The sequence below is a fragment of the Spiroplasma endosymbiont of Halictus nicosiae genome, from assembly GCF_978018445.1.
Map to the genome: position 1 here is coordinate 773,824 of NZ_OZ389573.1, position 16,578 is coordinate 790,401.

Sequence of the window (16,578 nt, forward strand, 5' to 3'; positions counted from 1 at the left end):
AAACAATATATTAGCATTATGTATAACATTGTTAATAATCAGTGTTTTTATCAATAAATAAGCAATATATAAACATTAAATATAACATTATTTATTAAACAAATATTTAGTTAGGAGTTGATAAAATTGAGTAATTTTTATAAGAAAAATCAAAATATAGCAAATTATTTTATTTCTAAGGAACTTATACCTTTTGAAACAGATAAAGCAAGTTTTATAAATTTACCTAATCATAATCGCCATATTGGTTTTTGATTGAGTAATAAGTTTATTTATCCTAGTCAAAAACATTCAGAACAAGTAGCAATCGGTTTAATTTATGATAATTCTTATCGTATTGTGAAATATGATGAAAACTTAAAACAACACGATTGAAAATGTTTAACTGGAACAGAAATAATTGATTTGTATAATAAATATAAACAAAACTATTTTATTCTTATGCATAAAGCATTATTTCAAAATGAACCTAAAAAAGTAAAAATAAATAATAACAATAATTTAACAAATTGAAGTGATGAAAAAGTGCAACAATTAATCAATGATTTAGAAGGTTTAAATTAAATGAGTTTATATGACTATTGAGTTCAATTTGTTAGTTATATTATTGGTTCAAATGCCCCTGAATTTTTATATGTTATATCGTTTGTGTTATTTATCATTTTATTTTTTGGAATGTTTTTTAAACTTATTCAAAAAATGTGGAGTTTTTAAATATGCAAAATGATTGAGAAAAATTAAAAGAGTTTTTTATTCATGTCTTTTTGTTTATAGATAAAACAAATATTGAAAATATTACAACTTGAAATTTAACGCAAAATGAATATTTAACCTTGATGGTTGGTGTTTGAATTGTTATTTTATTTTTAACGTGGTTTTTATTGTGAATGGTTTTTAAAATAATTAGTTATTTTAAATAATTAAATTTTGTTATTATTATGGTTTTCTCTCCCCACAAAATTTTAAAATCTTTTTTTGAATTAATATATATTTTCATTATGAATGCAGTAATTTTTAATATAAAAAATGTTGTAAAAAATATTTCTTTTGCATTTATTTGACTAATATTTTTAAATATTCATTCTACAAAATTAATTGTAGTAATTAATTTTCCGATAGGATTAATTAAAAAGTTTATAATTCCAATAATAGGCAATAATATTGAAATTATTTTTAAAATTTTTTTAATTTTTATCACTTTCCTTTTTGATTTGTGGGGAGAGAAAACCATAATAATACTAGTTTAATTATAAATAACTATTGGAGGTAAAATGAAAAAGTTTGTATTTTTTCTAATAAATTTTTGTTATATTAGTGGTTCAATGGTTTTGTTTAGTTTAATTGATTTATTACTTTGAATAATTTCATTAAATTATACTGGTTTAGTATTTTGACTATTATTTGCTTTACAATGTGTATATTTTGTTTGGTGAGTTTGAAAAAATGTTTTTTATCAGTTAAATGTTTTTCGTTTAGTTTACTTTATTTGAGATAATCCATTATCCGTAATTATTGGTAAATTAGGAACTGGTAAAACATTACTTTTAACCTTTTTATCACAAGTTATGAAACTTTTAACGAAGAAAATTTATAGTAATTATCCAATCGAAGATAATGCAATAAAACTTTTAACTTTTAATAACTTAGATTTTACTGATAGAACTAAATTAGTCCCTCCTGACAATAGTTTAATTTTGTTTGATGAAAGTTTTTTATATATTGATGGAACTAGTCCCCACGAAGTTAAAAAAGTTCATGGTGGTAAAAGTGTGTGGATTGTTTTAGCAAGACATTTTAAAAATAGAGCGATTTTTACCGTACAGCGTGAGGGAATGATGTGAAATAATATTCGTCATTTAGCAAGTGGTATTATTATTCCGATTTCATTGAAAAAACCCGTTAAATCTAAATTAGGTAATATTTTTAATCGTAGTTTTGTTATGCGAATTGGCATTTTCCAAGATATTACAGATTATGAAATTTGAAAAACAAAATCAGTAGAACGTACAGCCGAAGGTAAACGAGCAAAACATAAGTCGGATGTTGGATTAGGAATTCGGTTTTTTAAGATAATTATTCCGCTTGAATTTGCAAATAAATACGATAGTCATTGATTAAGTTTTGTCCGTGATTTAAAAAATGATGAAGTTGTTAATAAAAAAGAATATTTTTGAAAAGATATATCAAAATTAAATAATAAACAACGCTTAGAATTGTTTGATATTGATATTTTGAAAGAAAATTTAAAAGCAAAAAAAATGAAAGGAAATAAAAAAGATGAGTAATTTATTAAGTGAAAGTGTTAATAACGATAATTGAAATAAGATTTTTAGTTTTATTTTTGATACTTTTTTATTTGTTTTTGATGTGATTTGAAATACTAAATTACCAATGACAAATATAACGATTGCTTATTTTTTAATCTTTTTTATGGTTATTAAGTTATCAATTTATGCAATTCACGGAACATCAACTAATTATAACGATTTAGGTTCAACAGTTAAAAGTGGTGTTATTAATAGTTCTAAACTATACGGTGCTACTGTTCGCGGTGTTTCTAGTACTAAACAAGGTTTACAAAAACATATTAAAGAACGAAAACAATTTAAAGTTAGTCGCAATAAACAACAGTTATCAAGTTTAGCAAGACAAGCAAAAACAAGAGAATTAGGTTTTAAAAGAATTCATACCACTAAAAGAATAAAAAAATAAGTAAGGAGTTGATTTTATATGATTAAGTTAGTTTTATTGGTAGCGGCAATCGCTATATTTGGAACTGGTTTTATTACAGTTATTATTAATCAGTTGACATCAGCAAAAAATATTATTATGGATTTATATAATTCTGATACTTGGTTGTTATCTATTTTTGGTAAAATGGCGATTTTATTTAGTCATCCATTAATGTTAACAATATCAAGTTTATATATTATTGGTTTTATTATTTCAAAAACATTATATAGTTAGGAGTAAATTTATGAAAAGTAATGTAGAAAATAAAAAAGAAAAGAAACAAAATGGTTTATTTATTTCTTGGGTTGATTTAATTTTATATTTTATTATTAGTTGTTTATTAGCGTTTGTATGTATTTTAGATACAGTTTCAACGATTGATGAATTAAAAGAGAAATATGTTGGTATAAATGGTTATATATTTTATGGTTTATGATTTGATATATTATGAGATATTTTAATAATCCGTTATTTCTATGGTTATTTATTTAATGAAATTATCAAATTAATAAAAGAACATCGTAAAAATAAGTTGGTAAAAAATAATGCGTAAGTTTTTAGTATTATTTTCGTTTGTACCAATTTTATTGATTTCTTTTTTCTCATTAGAGGCGATGACATTACAACAAAACCATCAATCACAACAAACTTATACTGTTAATCAACAAACAATAGGAATGAATGAAACTGATTTTATTAATACAATGTTTTTACGCAGTACTTTTTTTGAAAATTGAAGTGATACTAATTATTTTATTAATCCTACTTTAAAAACATCAAAATCATTAACTTATAATGATAAATGATACTTAGATTTTTTAAAGGATAGTTATTCAACTGGTGTTTCTTATGATAAACCTAGTGATAAATTTTTAGAGTTATATCGAAATTGAGATAATTATGTTAAACAGTATCGGTTAGATCGGTTTTATTATGTTGATAAAAAATTTTTCTTAAAAGAGTTAACAAATTTTATGTATACATATTTTATTAAGTATCGTGATATAGATTCTTTGTTTAAATTTGAAAATGTTATTAAAAATTTAGAACAAGTAAAATTTAATGAAGATAATTGAAAATTAGATAATAATCCAAATTTTATTAATTATAAAGTTGATAATAAATGATATATTGCAATTTTTAAAAATAATACAAAAAATTGATATATTATTAATTTTTTAAATAATAGTCAAAATGATAAAGTCTTAGGTAAATTTTATTTTGATGGTGTTATTAAAAATCTTTATTTATCTGACCTTAGAAATTATTTTAAAAATGGTGATGTGAAAACAGTTTATTCTTGAAATAATACTAATAAACCACAAACACCAACTATTGATAAAAATACAGGTAAAATTACAGATTGAGAAGTTGGTAGTGAAGCAAATTTATTTGATGAAATTATTGATGAAGTAATTAAAGAAAATATTCGAGTTCAACAAGGTGGAAATCCTGATTATGAGAGTTCTATTGTTGGAACACAACGAATAATATTTGATTTTGAAATTATTGATGAAAGTTTAGCAAGAAATAGTTTTAAATCAATTTATCGTATGATTTTAACGATTGATGAAAAGAAAAATATTATTGCTGGTAGTTTGGAATTATTCCATAACTGAAAATATCTTTATGAACCAGTTAAAAATCAAAAAGATAAATTAAGTTTTTTGTTTACTTTTATGAAGGAAAAAGATTATATATTTAATTTTGAAGGAAATACTAATTCATATTTAGAAAATGGAAATATTAAATATTATGAAAAAATGAAAGGACAAATTGATATTAATAAATTTTTAAAAGCATTTTTTGCACACGCTTTGGTACCTGTATTTCAAAATCGTAGTAATTTTATTGAAAGTGGTTATATTGATAATTTACAATACAATACTGTTTTAATTAATTTTTTTGGTTTAAAATTAGAAAATTTTAAAGATGTTATTTTAGATGAAAATGGAAAGTCAATAACATTTTTTGATGACTATAATAACTATATTTATAAATTTGAAAATAATAAAAAAGTTTTAAAATCCGAAGTAGAGAAAAAAGAATTTGAAGAACAAAAGAAAAAGTTTTTAGTTTCTTATAATAAATTTAAAGAATTATTAAATAGTATGTTTATAGTTTCGCAAAATTTTTATAAAGATTATTTACGAACAATGTTTGATTTAGATAATAATACTTATACGCAGGGATATAACAAAAAATATGGTTTATTAGCCAATAATGGGTTTAAAATTTACCCACGATATTTTTATTTTTCTGATAAATATAAATCATTAGATTTTAAGATGTATTCTGCTTATAAAAATCGGTTTTATAACACAAATTATGGAGATGTATTTAACTATGATTTTTCAGTCTCAAATGATTATAATATTAATCAAAATGAGGGTTATGTTTTTGACGATACTTTAAAAGAAAAATACGGTTTAAAATATAAGAAAATGGAAGAACAAAAAATCGGTTATAATGTCTTTGAATTACAAGCCCAAAAAGAAAATGATATGTATCGTTATTATGATTTTAATTTTGGGATTTATAACTGACAAGAAATAAACAATGGTGGATTATTTCCTGATAGTCAATGATGACAAGCACAATATGAAAGTTGTAGTTGATATAATTTAGCGTGTCATATCAGAAATGCGGCAATTTGAATAGTTAATAATATACCCGGGATAAAACAAGTAAACGAATTAGCGAGTGGTGTTGGAAAAATATTTCAAACAATATATAGTTTTTTTAGTCAAACATTCGAAGTATGAAAATTTAGTCCCGCATTGTATAGTACAATAACTAATTTATTCTTATTAATTATATTTATGAAATTTGTACGATTGATTTAAAAAAGGACTATAAGTCCTTTTGTTCTTTTCAATCTGTAATTTTACCTGTATTTTTATCAATAGTTGGTGTTTGTGGTTTATTAGTATTATTTCAACGATAAACTGTTTTCACATCACCATTTTTAAAATAATTTCTAAGGTCAGATAAATAAAGATTTGTAATAACACCATTAAAAGAAAATTTACCTAAGACTTTATCATTTTGACTATTATTTAAAAAATTAATAATATATCAATTTTTTGTATTATTTTTAAAAATTGCAATATATCATTTATTATCAACTTTATAATTAATAAAATTTGGATTATTATCTAATTTTCAATTACTATTTTCTGGTGGTTGTTGTGGTTTTGGTGTAGGTTCAGGTTTATTATCCCCTCCGTTTTCATTGTTATTTGGTTTTTCACAACTAATTAATGTTGCTGTGCTTGTTGCTATTAATCCGATTGTTCCTAAAATACTCAGTCATTTTTTCATTTTTTATAATCTCCTTTATTTGATAAACTCTTTGTAGGATTGTTTTTACTGTCAATAATACTTGTTTTTCTTATATTGAAAATAATTTATTTTAGTGTCCTAAATTTTACATTTACTTTAAAATAAATATTCCAAGATATGTGTTCAAATAAATATTGTTTTTGCTATCAATAAAAATACCAGAAAAATTTAACTTACTGACATCAGCGATTTTAATCGGTGTATCTGAACTAGCAGATAATTTATACATACTATCAAATGTAGCAAAGTAAATATTATTTTTACTATCAACCGCTGCTGAAGTTGTCGATATTGAATTAATTTGAGTTGCTGTTGTTTTTCCCTGTTTCAAAACAAATACTCCATCATTTGTTCCAAAGTAAATATTATTTTTACTGTCAACAATAATATCTCAAATAACATTATCTGAAATTACTCTGCTGTTACTGTTACTTTCCACACTTAATTTAGTTGCTGTGTTTGCACCTTGCTTTAATATATAAACACCACCTATTGTTCCAAGGTAAACATTGTTATTTTTATCAACTGCAATCGAATAAAAATAATCACTTATATCAGCGATTTTAATCGGTGTATCTGAACTAGCAGATAATTTATACATACTATCAAATGTAGCAAAGTAAATATTATTTTTACTATCAACAGTAATAACTTGAACACTAAAAATATCTATTACATTTATTTTAATTGGTGTGTCTGAACCAGCAATCAACTTATATAGACCTTTTTGAATAGTACCAATATAAATATTATCCATTTTATCAACAACTATTGACAAAATCCTTTCACTAATACCGTCAATTTTGGTTGGTGTGTCTGAACCAGCAGTCAACTTATAAACACCCTTATGTGTACCAAAATAAATGTTGTTTTTACTATCAACAGTAATATTGTTAACTCATTCACTAATATCAGTTATTTTTTTTAAATTTTTAATATCTTCTAGTTCAACTGGATTATATGGTGGTTCTGGTTTATTACTCCCCCCATTTTCATTGTTATTTAGTTTTTCACAACTAATTAATGATGTTGTACTTGTTGCTGTTAATCCAATCGTTCCTAAAATGATAAGTATCTTTTTCATATTTTTATCTCCTTACTTAAAATGCTATAATTAATTTATATAAATTATAACATATTTTAATATTTTAGGAGGTAAAGTGTGAAAAAATATGAAAGATTAGATATTAATGAAAGAGTAAATTTGGAAAAATTATTTGAGAAGAATTAAATATATTTGATAATATTAATGATTATAATGTTACAAAAGCACAAAAAATACACGATAAAAAGAAAAAACAATGTCGTAAATATTCAATGTTAAATTCACAAGAACTAAGTTATTTTTCGAATGAATATAATAATTTTGGTCGTTCGCCACAAAATATTATTACTTCGTATGAATTACAATATAATGTAAAATTTGGTGTATGTTTTAAAACAATGTATAAATATATTAGATTAGGTTATTTTAATTTAAAAAAAGAAATGTTATATTTTAAAAATAAAAAAAGAAAAACAATAAATGGTGAAAAAAATGATAATCGTGGAAAATTAATTAATATTAGAGATTATAAGCAATTTTTAAATAATTATGGAGATGATTTAAGTTTTAGTGGAATTTGAGAAATGGATACTATTAATTGTGGTAATTTTCATTTGTTAGTTTTAGTAAATCGTAAATCAAAGATACTTTTTTATCATATTTTATTTAGTAAAAAGGCAAGTATTGTATTAATAATTTTAATGAAAATGATTAAACAAATTGGTATTAGCAAATTTAGTTGTATTTTAACCGATAGAGGAAAAGAATTTTATAGATGAAAAACAATAGAAAAACATTTTAAAATAAGAGTTTATTTTTGTGATGCTGGTAAACCTCGTCAGAAAGCATTAGTAGAAAGAATAAATAGAGATATAAGGCGTTGATTAGGTCAAAATGAACCATTAATTAATATTCGTAGTAGATTAAAATCTATTTTAGATATATTAAATACTACAATTAGACCTTGCTTGGGAAATTTTACATCAAGACAATATTTTAAAAAAATTTTTTTAAATTAAATTAAATTTATTGTTTGTATAAGATTAGTAAACTTTATTTTTTTGTGTTTAATTTTATAATTTTGAAAATAAATATTAAAAACAATATTTTTATTTTGTTATTTTTTGTAATTATTGATTTTTATTTTTAATTTGTTATAATTTTTTTAACTTTTTATCGTTTAGTTTTACAGTATACACCTTGAATAGTTGTAACAGTTCCTTTATTAATAATTTCTAAAATTTTATTGCGTTTATAAGCAACTTCAGTATCCATTGCTTGCTCAATATCAGCCGCCCAAAGATTGGGATTAAAATCACTTTCTACGGGGTCTAATTTACGAGCAAAAGTTAAAATTGTATCTAATTCAACTGTTCCATCTTCAAACTTTACTTCAGTGTAGTTTAAAAGACTGTCATCAGTATTAAATACTTTTCCATCTTTTCCTATACCTTCATTATATTTAATATTTTTCTTTCTTTTATATGTTAAACCAAACTTATTTGCTTCTTTTCACGCAAATAATGCCTCTCAGCTAAATTTTTGTTGATAAGTTTGTAAATATCATTGGTCAAATGATTCACAATCTTTTTGTGTTGCTTGATTAACAATATCACCGAATATTCTTTGTGGATTTTGTGCCATAATTTTATACCTTCTTTCTTATTTATTAAATACATTGTCTGTATCTAAAATATTGTTTTCTTTATTTTCTGATTTTGGTACGCCACCAGTATTAACTGTTTGTACCTTAATTAATTCATCATAAACACTCTGCAATTGTGCTTTAATGATTTCAATATCATCAGTAATATCATAAGATTTTAATAAAACATTTTTAAAATCTTCATTATCAGTTAAAGAATTAATAAAATCAATTACTTCAATTTGTTTTAATTGAATTGTTTGTTCTTCAATTTGTGAAGTTAATTCAGTATTTTTTGTTTGTAGTTCATTGATTTGTTGATTACTATTTTCTAAATTACTTGCATTAAATTCTTCAACTTCAACAGTATTTTCTAAAATAATTTCAGCAGTTTTAATATCTAAACTACCATCTTCATTTTTAATAGGTTCATTATTTTCATTTATAAGAACATATTTTGCATTTTTTAATGCCATTGTTTTTCCTCCTATTTTTTAATATTTGTATTTGTTCTTTTTCTAATCGCTTTTTGTATAATTTCAAAACTATCTACTCTAAAAGACAAAAAATAGCGTTTAGTTTTTATATTTAACTGATTAAATACTGAGCCTTTAATTTTTATCTCATCATCTTTTTTTAATTTCAAAAAAGCAGATACAACTGACGGATTATAAATTGATAATGTTGAGTAATTTAATCCTTCTCACTGACATTTAGCAGAACAAGCATCAACTTCAACACCCCCAGCAACCAGTGCCTTAATTTTAGTTTTAATTGGGTTTTCATGTAATCTAACAGTTAATTCTAATTTATTAACTTTTTTATTTTAAATTTATTAGTTATTGATTTTTTAAGTAAATTACTTTTTATTTGTGCCATTTTTATCAACTCCTTCTGTTATAAAATATTGTAAATGTTTTCAAGCATCGTGTTCGTGCTCTGTCATTTTAATATTTCCTTTATAAATATAATTTTTCTTAACAACTGGCGATTGTAAAACATAATTTAAATTAAGTAGATATTTACATAAAACTTTTAAACCACCAATAAATTTAGGAGTAGATAATGGATTTTTTATTTTTAAACCCTTATGAAGTTGATAATCTTCAATTATTACAATAACTTTATTTAAATAAGAACAAATTTTATTTTTAAACTCATTTAATATTAAATACATATTATTTATTGCTTCTTCTTCATTTTTAGAATTAAAAGTAATATTATTAATTATTTTCTTTTGCAAAACATTATAAATAATCATACCAGTTTGTCCAATTCCAGCAGGGTCAATTGCAATAATATATTTTAATTTATTTGTTTTATTTTTTTGTCAATTTGTAATATTTTTCATCCATCTGATGCTAAATCTAAAATATCGTTAATTTTGTAATGTTGCATATAAGAAGCAATTACATCTCAATTGTTTTCAAATAAAATTAAGTACATTTTGGCTCATTCTAAACATTGCAAATCATAATGCTTTTTATGATGTGAAATACGACAATTAACAGGCTGACAATTAACTCAATCAAATGACGTTGTTATTTTATTTCAAGTTTTATTAATATACAAACTTTTATATTCTGTCATTTATCTATACTCCTTAATTATTTTTATTTGTTGCTCAAATTTCATCATTAATATCATTTACCGTTACTAGATAAGCTCGTATCATTAATTCTTGTAATTTATTTTTAATTTTTTTATTTCATTTTTTCATCAAATATTTTCCTTTCTGTAAAAAAACATAATATTCCTTTATTGGTTAATATTTTGATATTTAGTAAATAATTTATTTTAGTATTTAATTACTTCGCCGCCCGCTTCACTTTGAAGGTGAGCGGGGGCGGGATAAGATATTTTGATAGAGTTTACCCCCATACGGAAATAAACAAAGAAACAGTTTACCCAGTTATTAATTACGCTTCATCCATCCCTACACAACTTTATATAAAGAAAATAACCTTTTGGAGTTCCAACCCTCTTGTTTTTTTAGTGTCCGATATTATTTTTTTCGGTTTAACAGCACTCTTTTTATGAAAACAAGCAAAAAACACGCGCTCTGACATTTCGCAAGTGATTAATCTTGCCGAGAATTAAAGAAATAAATAGGAGTAGTAAATCCAATCGCTTTCACACTTTCTTTAAGGCTTCGTGCCATAGATGAGTTATTCATCTTTAAGCATCAAAATATTAAATTTTAAGTGCCGCATTATTCATCGGATAATACCTTTATTGAAAGGATTTATAAAAATATCGTTTATTTTGTGTAGGGAAAACAGAATTTAATCTGTTTTTTATGATAAAAGTTCTAAATTTAAAGATACTATCCGATGAATAATGCAAATAAATTTATGTTTTTTAATATAAAAATAAAAAAACAATCTCACAAGAGTTGTTTTTTGCCGGTTCACCGTACAGGACGCCTCATTATTAAATACTTTCCCATCTTTACCAGAACCTTCATTATATTTAATATTTTTCTTTCTTTTATATGCTAAACTAAATTTACTTGCATCTTTTCACGCAAATAATGCTTCTTAACTAAATTTTTGTTGATAAGTTTGTAAATATTATTGTTCAAATGTTTCTCGATCTCGTTTTGTTGCTTGATTAGCAATATCTCCGAAAATTCTTTGTGGGTTTTGTGCCATAATTTACTTCCTTCTTTCTATTTATTAAATACATTGTCTGTATCTAAAATATTGTTTTCTTTGTTTTCTACTTTTGGTACGCCACCAGTATTAACTGTTTGTACCTTAATTAATTCATCATAAACACTCTGCAATTGTGCTTTAATGATTTCAATATCATCAGTAATATCATAAGACTTTAATAAAACATTTTTAAATTCTTCATTATCAGTTAAAGAATTAATAAAGTCAATTACTTCAATTTGTTTTAATTGAATTGTTTGTTGTTCAATTTGTGAAGTTAATTCAGTATTTTTTGTTTGTAGTTCGTTGATTTGCTGATTACTATTTTCTAAATTAATTGCATTAAATTCTTCAACTTCAGCAGTATTTTCTAAAATAATTTCAGCAGTTTTAATATCTAAACTACCATCTTCATTTTTAATAGGTTCACTATTTTCATTAATAAGAACATATTTTACATTTTTTAATGCCATTGTTTTTCCTCCTATTTTTTAATATTTGTATTTGTTCTTTTTCTAATCGCTTTTTGTATAATTTCAAAACTATCTACTCTAAAAGACAAAAAATAGCGTTTAGTTTTTATATTTAACTGATTAAATACTGAGCCTTTAATTTTTATCTCATCATCTTTTTTTAATTTCAAAAAAGCAGATACAACTGACGGATTATAAATTGATAATGTTGAGTAATTTAATCCTTCTCACTGACATTTAGCCGAACAAGCATCAACTTCAACACCACCAGCAACCAGTGCCTTAATCTTAGTTTTAATCGGATTTTCATGTAATCTAACAGTTAATTCTAACTTATTAACTTTTTTATTTTTTATTTTAGGTTTATTAGTTATTGATTTTTTAGGTAAATTACTTTTTGTTTGTGCCATTTTTTCAACTCCTTTTGCTAAAAAATACTGTAAATGTTTTCAAGCATTGTGTTCGTGCTCTGACATTTTAATATTTCCTTTATAAATATAATTTTTCTTAATGACTGGTGATTGTAAAATATATTTTAAATTAAATAGATATTTGCATAAAACTTTTAAACCACCAATAAATTTAGGAGTAGATAATGGATTTTTTATTTTTAAACAACCCTTATGAAGTTGATAATCTTCAATTATTACAATAACTTTATTTAAATAAGAACAAATTTTATTTTTAAACTCATTTAATATTAAATACATATTATTTATTGCTTCTTCTTCATTTTTGGAATTAAAAGTAATATTATTAATTATTTTCTTTTGCAAAACATTATAAATAATAATACCAGTTTGTTCAATTCCAGCAGGGTCAATTGCAATAATATATTTTAATTTATTTGTTTTATTTTTTTATCAATTTGTAATATTTTTCATCCATCAAATGCTAAATCTAAAATATCGTTAATTTTATAATATTGCGTATATGAAACAATAACATCTCACTTGTCTTTAAATAAATTTAAGTACATTTTGACTCATTCTAAACATTGCAAATAATAATGCTTTTTATGATGTGAAATACGACAATTAATAGGTTGACAATTAACTCAATCAAATGATGTTGTTATTTCATTTCAAGTTTTATTAATATATTTACTTTTATATTCTGTCATTTATCTATACTCCTTAATTCTTTTTATTTGTTGTTCAAATTTCACCATTAATATCATTTACTGTTGCCAGATAAGCTTGTATCATTAATTCTTGTAATTTATTTTTAATTTTTTTATTTCATTTTTTCATCAAATATTTTCCTTTCTGTAAAAAAACATAATATTCCTTTATTGGTTAATATTTTGATATTTAGTAAATAATTTATTTTAATATTTAATTACTTCGCCACCCGCTCCACTTTGAAGGTGGACGGGGGCGGATAGGATATTTTGATAGAGTTTACCCCCATACGGAAATAAACAAAAAACAGTTTACCCAGTTATTAATTACGCTTCATCCATTCCTACACAACTTTATATAAAGAAAATAACCTTTTGGAGTTCCAACCCTCTTGTTTTTTAGTGTCCGATATTGTTTTTTTCGGTTTAACAACACTCTTTTTATGAAAACAAGCCAAAAAACACATGCTCTGACATTTCGCAAGTGATTAATCTTGCCGAGAATTAAAGAAATAAATAGGAGTAGTAAATCCAATCGCTTTCACACTTTCTTTAAGGCTTCGTGCCATAGATGAGTTATCCATCTTTAAGCATCAAAAAATATTAAGTTTTAAAGATTGAATTTTGGATTAATCGTTAGATAGTATCTTTATTTTTTTATCTAATTATCTTTTTTAATTCTTTGTTTATTAAATATATTTTTTAGTAATTATATTTAACAATTAACTAACAACTAAATAAAACAATTATTCAAAATTTTTTAAGAAAAGAAAGGATGGATTTTTCTGAAAAAACATATTTTATTAAGTGTAAAATATACTATCTAACGATTAATCCAATAAATATAAGTTTTTTTTATAAAATAAAAAGCACTTTATTTTTTTCAATAAAGTGCTACATTTGCATTTACAATTTACAGTTTAAAAAAATTTTTGCCGCACTTTTCAAAATACTTGGGAAAAATTCTAAGCGTTAAGCGAAGAATTTTATAAAGGTTCCCAAATTTGTTTGAAAGAATCTCAAAACTTTTTTAACTTGTAAGTTATTTTATCACAAAAATTTAAGAAAATCAATCGCTCGCCCAAAACCTCAAAAAACTATATAATTAACTTTGTATATAAAAGAAAGGATTTTTTAGAATGAATAAAACAAAACATCATTTTACTTTTAAAGAAAGAGTAATGTTAAAAGATTTATTAGAACTTGATTCATTAAAAAGAAAAAATGGTCAACCCAATATATCTAAAATAGCAAAAATATTGCATAAAAATCGCAATACAATTAGACTAGAAATAAAAAGATTAAAAGATAATGAATATGATGCTAAATTAGCATACGAAGATTATTTATAAAAACGATAAAAATGTTTTAAAAAATCATCATTATTGTTAAATATTTTAGAATGATTAGATGAAAAATATAACAAATTTCATGATTCACCAGAACAAATTTGTAAAAAATATGAAAAAGAATTTGGTATTAAATTTCCAGTATCTTTTAAAACTTTATATAAATATATTCATTTGGGATTTTTAAATTTCAAGAAATATAATTTGTATTTTCATGGTAGAAAATATAAAACAAAAAATAGAATTGATAACCGTGGAAAAATAAGAAATTTTAGAACTATTGAAGAAACAAAACATTATAAATATGAATTTGGTTGATATCAAATAGATACTATGGTTGGCAAAAACAATAGTGTTTGTTTAGTTTTAATCGAAGAATTAACCCAATTTAAAATTATTGAAGCATTAAAAGAAAAAACAACAAAAGAAGTTACAAACGCAGTAGAACGAATTTTTTCTAACAGATTTTTAAAAGATAGATGTAAAGGAATAATAACAGATCAAGGCAAAGAATTTGCTGATTGAGAAAAAATTGAAAAAATAACAACTGCTAAAGTATATTTTTGTGATGCTGGAACTCCAACACAAAAACCCAAAGTTGAAAGAGCAATCCGTGATTTTAGACATTGATTTTTAAAAGGAACTGATTTAAGTATTTATTCAAGAAATTATTATCAAGAAATTGCTAATATAATAAATTCTAAACTTAAAAAATCTTTACATTGACTATCTTCAAAAGAAGTTTTTATACAAATGTTTAATTTTTAATATAATTACCTATAAAAATTTTAATCATTTTTTTCAGTGTGCCAAAATTCATAAATTTAAAACAAAACTAATAAATTTTTTTAAAATAAATTATATTGAACATTTATTTTATTAGTCTTATAATAAAATCAAATAAAGTGCTACATTTGCATTTACAATTTACAATCAGTAAAGTGCTCTTGTTTAATTTGATTATAAATAATCCCAATTGTTGTTGTTAATTTAGTAATCTTTGCATCGTTATTAATATAATTAATAATACTATCATCAATCGGATTTGTTTTTTCAATCCCTAATCAATTTGAATTTGTTTTTGAAGATTGGTCAGTATTAATTCAACAAGAATCAAGTTGCTTATTATCTCATTGTTTAGTTACATTATTATAACTACAAGTTGGTGAATAGATATTAAATAAAGCATCTTCTGTTGCTTGTGCAATATTTAATAACCCACTAGTAATAATATATTCATCACCATATATTTGAGATTGTGCTGTATCAACTCCAACAACTTTTGTTTTCGTTTTATTATATTTAATTCGGTCAATTGTATCTTGGGTTTGTGGTCCTGCAACAGGAAAAATAATACTTGCTTTTTTATTAATTAAATAATCAGAAATCACTTTTCCTTCTCCTTGATTAAATGATTGTGAAAACCATGATTCATTGTCATTTAATACTTCTTGAACTTTTCTTATTGATAATAAATTATTAATTTTGGGGTTTATGTCTTTAATTATTGCTAAAATATCTGTTATCAATTGATGTAAATTAGGATATCTAATATCAGTCTTAATAATTTCATTAAACACATCCGCTGATAATAAAAATTCTTATAAATAATTTGAAACACCAACTGGATTATCCATTCCTCCATAAGTTGCAATATTTAACTGTTGTTAAAATTCTGTTTGATGCAAATTAAGTCATATTGCTGTAACAAGACCCGCTAAAAAACCAGCAATTTCTTTTTAAAATAAAATTCCGACAATATTATCAGCTAACGGACCATATGGGTCCATATTTTTATGGACATTCTGACCACTACCATCAATAAAAATAAAATTATCCACTAAGTTTGCTGCTCAACCAATGGTATTGGCATGACTAAAACCAGGTAAAATTAGCGTCTTTGCCCCAGCAATACTAGCTGTAATATAATCTGCTTTAAATTCACCTGGTCTAATACCATTTGGTTCAAAATAGCTAGCTCGCAATGGACTATCTTGTCATTGTGTCATTGATAAAACTTGGGTAAATTGTGACACGATATATTTGCTTGCTCCTTCTCACGCTGATTGAATATAAGATTTATCATTAATTGACCCACCAATAGTAATTACCCAAATATCATACATATATTGGTATTTTTTAACACAAGATATTAAAAAACTAGCAGAAGTAGTGCCTATTTGTAGTGCCATTAAAATCTTAATTTTT

Annotated in this window: 19 protein-coding genes and 2 pseudogenes; 9 read left to right on the top strand and 12 right to left on the bottom strand. The window is 23.4% G+C overall.

The features are described from left to right. The first annotated feature begins 126 nt into the window (after positions 1-126). From ACZ91P_RS05315 to ACZ91P_RS05345, 7 genes are all read left to right on the top strand, one after another. Positions 127-564: a DUF3627 domain-containing protein gene (locus ACZ91P_RS05315; protein WP_465158338.1), complete on the top strand. Its 438-nt coding sequence runs from the start codon at positions 127-129 to the stop codon at positions 562-564. A 152-nt stretch (positions 565-716) separates the two neighbouring features. Next, entirely contained in the window at positions 717-920 is a 204-nt protein-coding gene (locus ACZ91P_RS05320; RefSeq protein ID WP_465158339.1) for a DUF2649 family protein, read from the top strand. 351 nt (positions 921-1,271) lie between these two features. Further along, a complete protein-coding gene (locus tag ACZ91P_RS05325) occupies positions 1,272-2,285 on the top strand; it encodes a hypothetical protein (RefSeq protein ID WP_465158340.1) in 1,014 nt (337 codons plus the stop codon). Further along, positions 2,278-2,712 (top strand): hypothetical protein, encoded by a 435-nt coding sequence (locus ACZ91P_RS05330; RefSeq protein ID WP_465158341.1) that lies wholly within the window; start codon positions 2,278-2,280, stop codon positions 2,710-2,712. Before ACZ91P_RS05325 ends, ACZ91P_RS05330 begins: the two co-directional genes overlap by 8 nt. Positions 2,713-2,730: 18 nt before the next feature. Continuing rightward, positions 2,731-2,967 carry a hypothetical protein gene (locus ACZ91P_RS05335; protein WP_004028554.1) on the top strand — a complete coding sequence of 79 codons (237 nt, stop codon included), beginning with the start codon at positions 2,731-2,733 and terminating at the stop codon, positions 2,965-2,967. 10 nt (positions 2,968-2,977) lie between these two features. Further along, positions 2,978-3,286 carry a hypothetical protein gene (locus ACZ91P_RS05340; protein ID WP_465158342.1) on the top strand — a complete coding sequence of 103 codons (309 nt, stop codon included), beginning with the start codon at positions 2,978-2,980 and terminating at the stop codon, positions 3,284-3,286. Then, positions 3,279-5,579, top strand: a complete 2,301-nt coding sequence (locus tag ACZ91P_RS05345; protein WP_465158344.1) for a spiroplasma phage ORF1-like family protein — start codon at positions 3,279-3,281, stop codon at positions 5,577-5,579. The genes ACZ91P_RS05340 and ACZ91P_RS05345 overlap by 8 nt, the downstream gene beginning before the upstream one ends. 7 nt (positions 5,580-5,586) lie before the next feature. Here ACZ91P_RS05345 and ACZ91P_RS05350 read toward each other — a convergent pair whose 3' ends face one another. Both ACZ91P_RS05350 and ACZ91P_RS05355 read right to left on the bottom strand, forming a co-directional pair. Then, positions 5,587-6,057: a spiroplasma phage ORF1-like family protein gene (locus ACZ91P_RS05350; protein ID WP_465158345.1), complete on the bottom strand. Its 471-nt coding sequence runs from the start codon at positions 6,055-6,057 to the stop codon at positions 5,587-5,589. A 112-nt stretch (positions 6,058-6,169) separates the two neighbouring features. Then, positions 6,170-7,162, bottom strand: a complete 993-nt coding sequence (locus ACZ91P_RS05355) for a two-component regulator propeller domain-containing protein (RefSeq protein WP_465158346.1) — start codon at positions 7,160-7,162, stop codon at positions 6,170-6,172. A 78-nt stretch (positions 7,163-7,240) separates the two neighbouring features. On the opposite strand from ACZ91P_RS05355, the pseudogene ACZ91P_RS05360 reads away from it, so the two are divergent. Beyond that, positions 7,241-8,142: pseudogene (locus ACZ91P_RS05360) on the top strand (IS30 family transposase). Between the two features lie 154 nt (positions 8,143-8,296). On the opposite strand, the gene ACZ91P_RS05365 reads toward ACZ91P_RS05360, so the two are convergent. The 8 genes from ACZ91P_RS05365 to ACZ91P_RS05400 form a co-directional block, all read right to left on the bottom strand. After that, positions 8,297-8,767, bottom strand: a complete 471-nt coding sequence (locus ACZ91P_RS05365) for a hypothetical protein (RefSeq protein ID WP_465158347.1) — start codon at positions 8,765-8,767, stop codon at positions 8,297-8,299. Between the two features lie 18 nt (positions 8,768-8,785). Then, positions 8,786-9,244 carry a hypothetical protein gene (locus ACZ91P_RS05370; RefSeq protein WP_465155221.1) on the bottom strand — a complete coding sequence of 153 codons (459 nt, stop codon included), beginning with the start codon at positions 9,242-9,244 and terminating at the stop codon, positions 8,786-8,788. 11 nt (positions 9,245-9,255) lie between these two features. Further along, positions 9,256-9,414, bottom strand: a complete 159-nt coding sequence (locus ACZ91P_RS05375) for a hypothetical protein (protein ID WP_338989005.1) — start codon at positions 9,412-9,414, stop codon at positions 9,256-9,258. 213 nt (positions 9,415-9,627) lie between these two features. Further along, positions 9,628-10,119: a hypothetical protein gene (locus tag ACZ91P_RS05380; RefSeq protein ID WP_465155223.1), complete on the bottom strand. Its 492-nt coding sequence runs from the start codon at positions 10,117-10,119 to the stop codon at positions 9,628-9,630. Then, positions 10,074-10,358: a hypothetical protein gene (locus ACZ91P_RS05385; RefSeq protein WP_465155225.1), complete on the bottom strand. Its 285-nt coding sequence runs from the start codon at positions 10,356-10,358 to the stop codon at positions 10,074-10,076. Before ACZ91P_RS05385 ends, ACZ91P_RS05380 begins: the two co-directional genes overlap by 46 nt. A gap of 1,081 nt (positions 10,359-11,439) precedes the next feature. Continuing rightward, positions 11,440-11,898 carry a hypothetical protein gene (locus tag ACZ91P_RS05390; protein WP_465158348.1) on the bottom strand — a complete coding sequence of 153 codons (459 nt, stop codon included), beginning with the start codon at positions 11,896-11,898 and terminating at the stop codon, positions 11,440-11,442. 11 nt (positions 11,899-11,909) lie between these two features. Next, the gene (locus tag ACZ91P_RS05395) at positions 11,910-12,674 is read right to left on the bottom strand and encodes a hypothetical protein (RefSeq protein WP_465158349.1); all 765 of its coding nucleotides are present in this window, start codon (positions 12,672-12,674) and stop codon (positions 11,910-11,912) included. A 62-nt stretch (positions 12,675-12,736) separates the two neighbouring features. After that, positions 12,737-13,021, bottom strand: coding sequence for a hypothetical protein (locus ACZ91P_RS05400; protein ID WP_465158350.1), 285 nt, complete (start codon positions 13,019-13,021; stop codon positions 12,737-12,739). Between the two features lie 1,139 nt (positions 13,022-14,160). Between ACZ91P_RS05400 and ACZ91P_RS05405 the strand changes: the two are divergent. Then, positions 14,161-15,138 (top strand): annotated as a pseudogene (locus ACZ91P_RS05405) (IS30 family transposase). Positions 15,139-15,290: 152 nt separating this feature from the next. Here ACZ91P_RS05405 and ACZ91P_RS05410 read toward each other — a convergent pair. Then, positions 15,291-15,950, bottom strand: a complete 660-nt coding sequence (locus ACZ91P_RS05410) for a BMP family ABC transporter substrate-binding protein (protein ID WP_465158351.1) — start codon at positions 15,948-15,950, stop codon at positions 15,291-15,293. 159 nt (positions 15,951-16,109) lie between these two features. Continuing rightward, the gene (locus ACZ91P_RS05415; protein WP_465158352.1) at positions 16,110-16,562 is read right to left on the bottom strand and encodes a type 1 periplasmic-binding domain-containing protein; all 453 of its coding nucleotides are present in this window, start codon (positions 16,560-16,562) and stop codon (positions 16,110-16,112) included. Between the last annotated feature and the right edge of the window lie 16 nt (positions 16,563-16,578).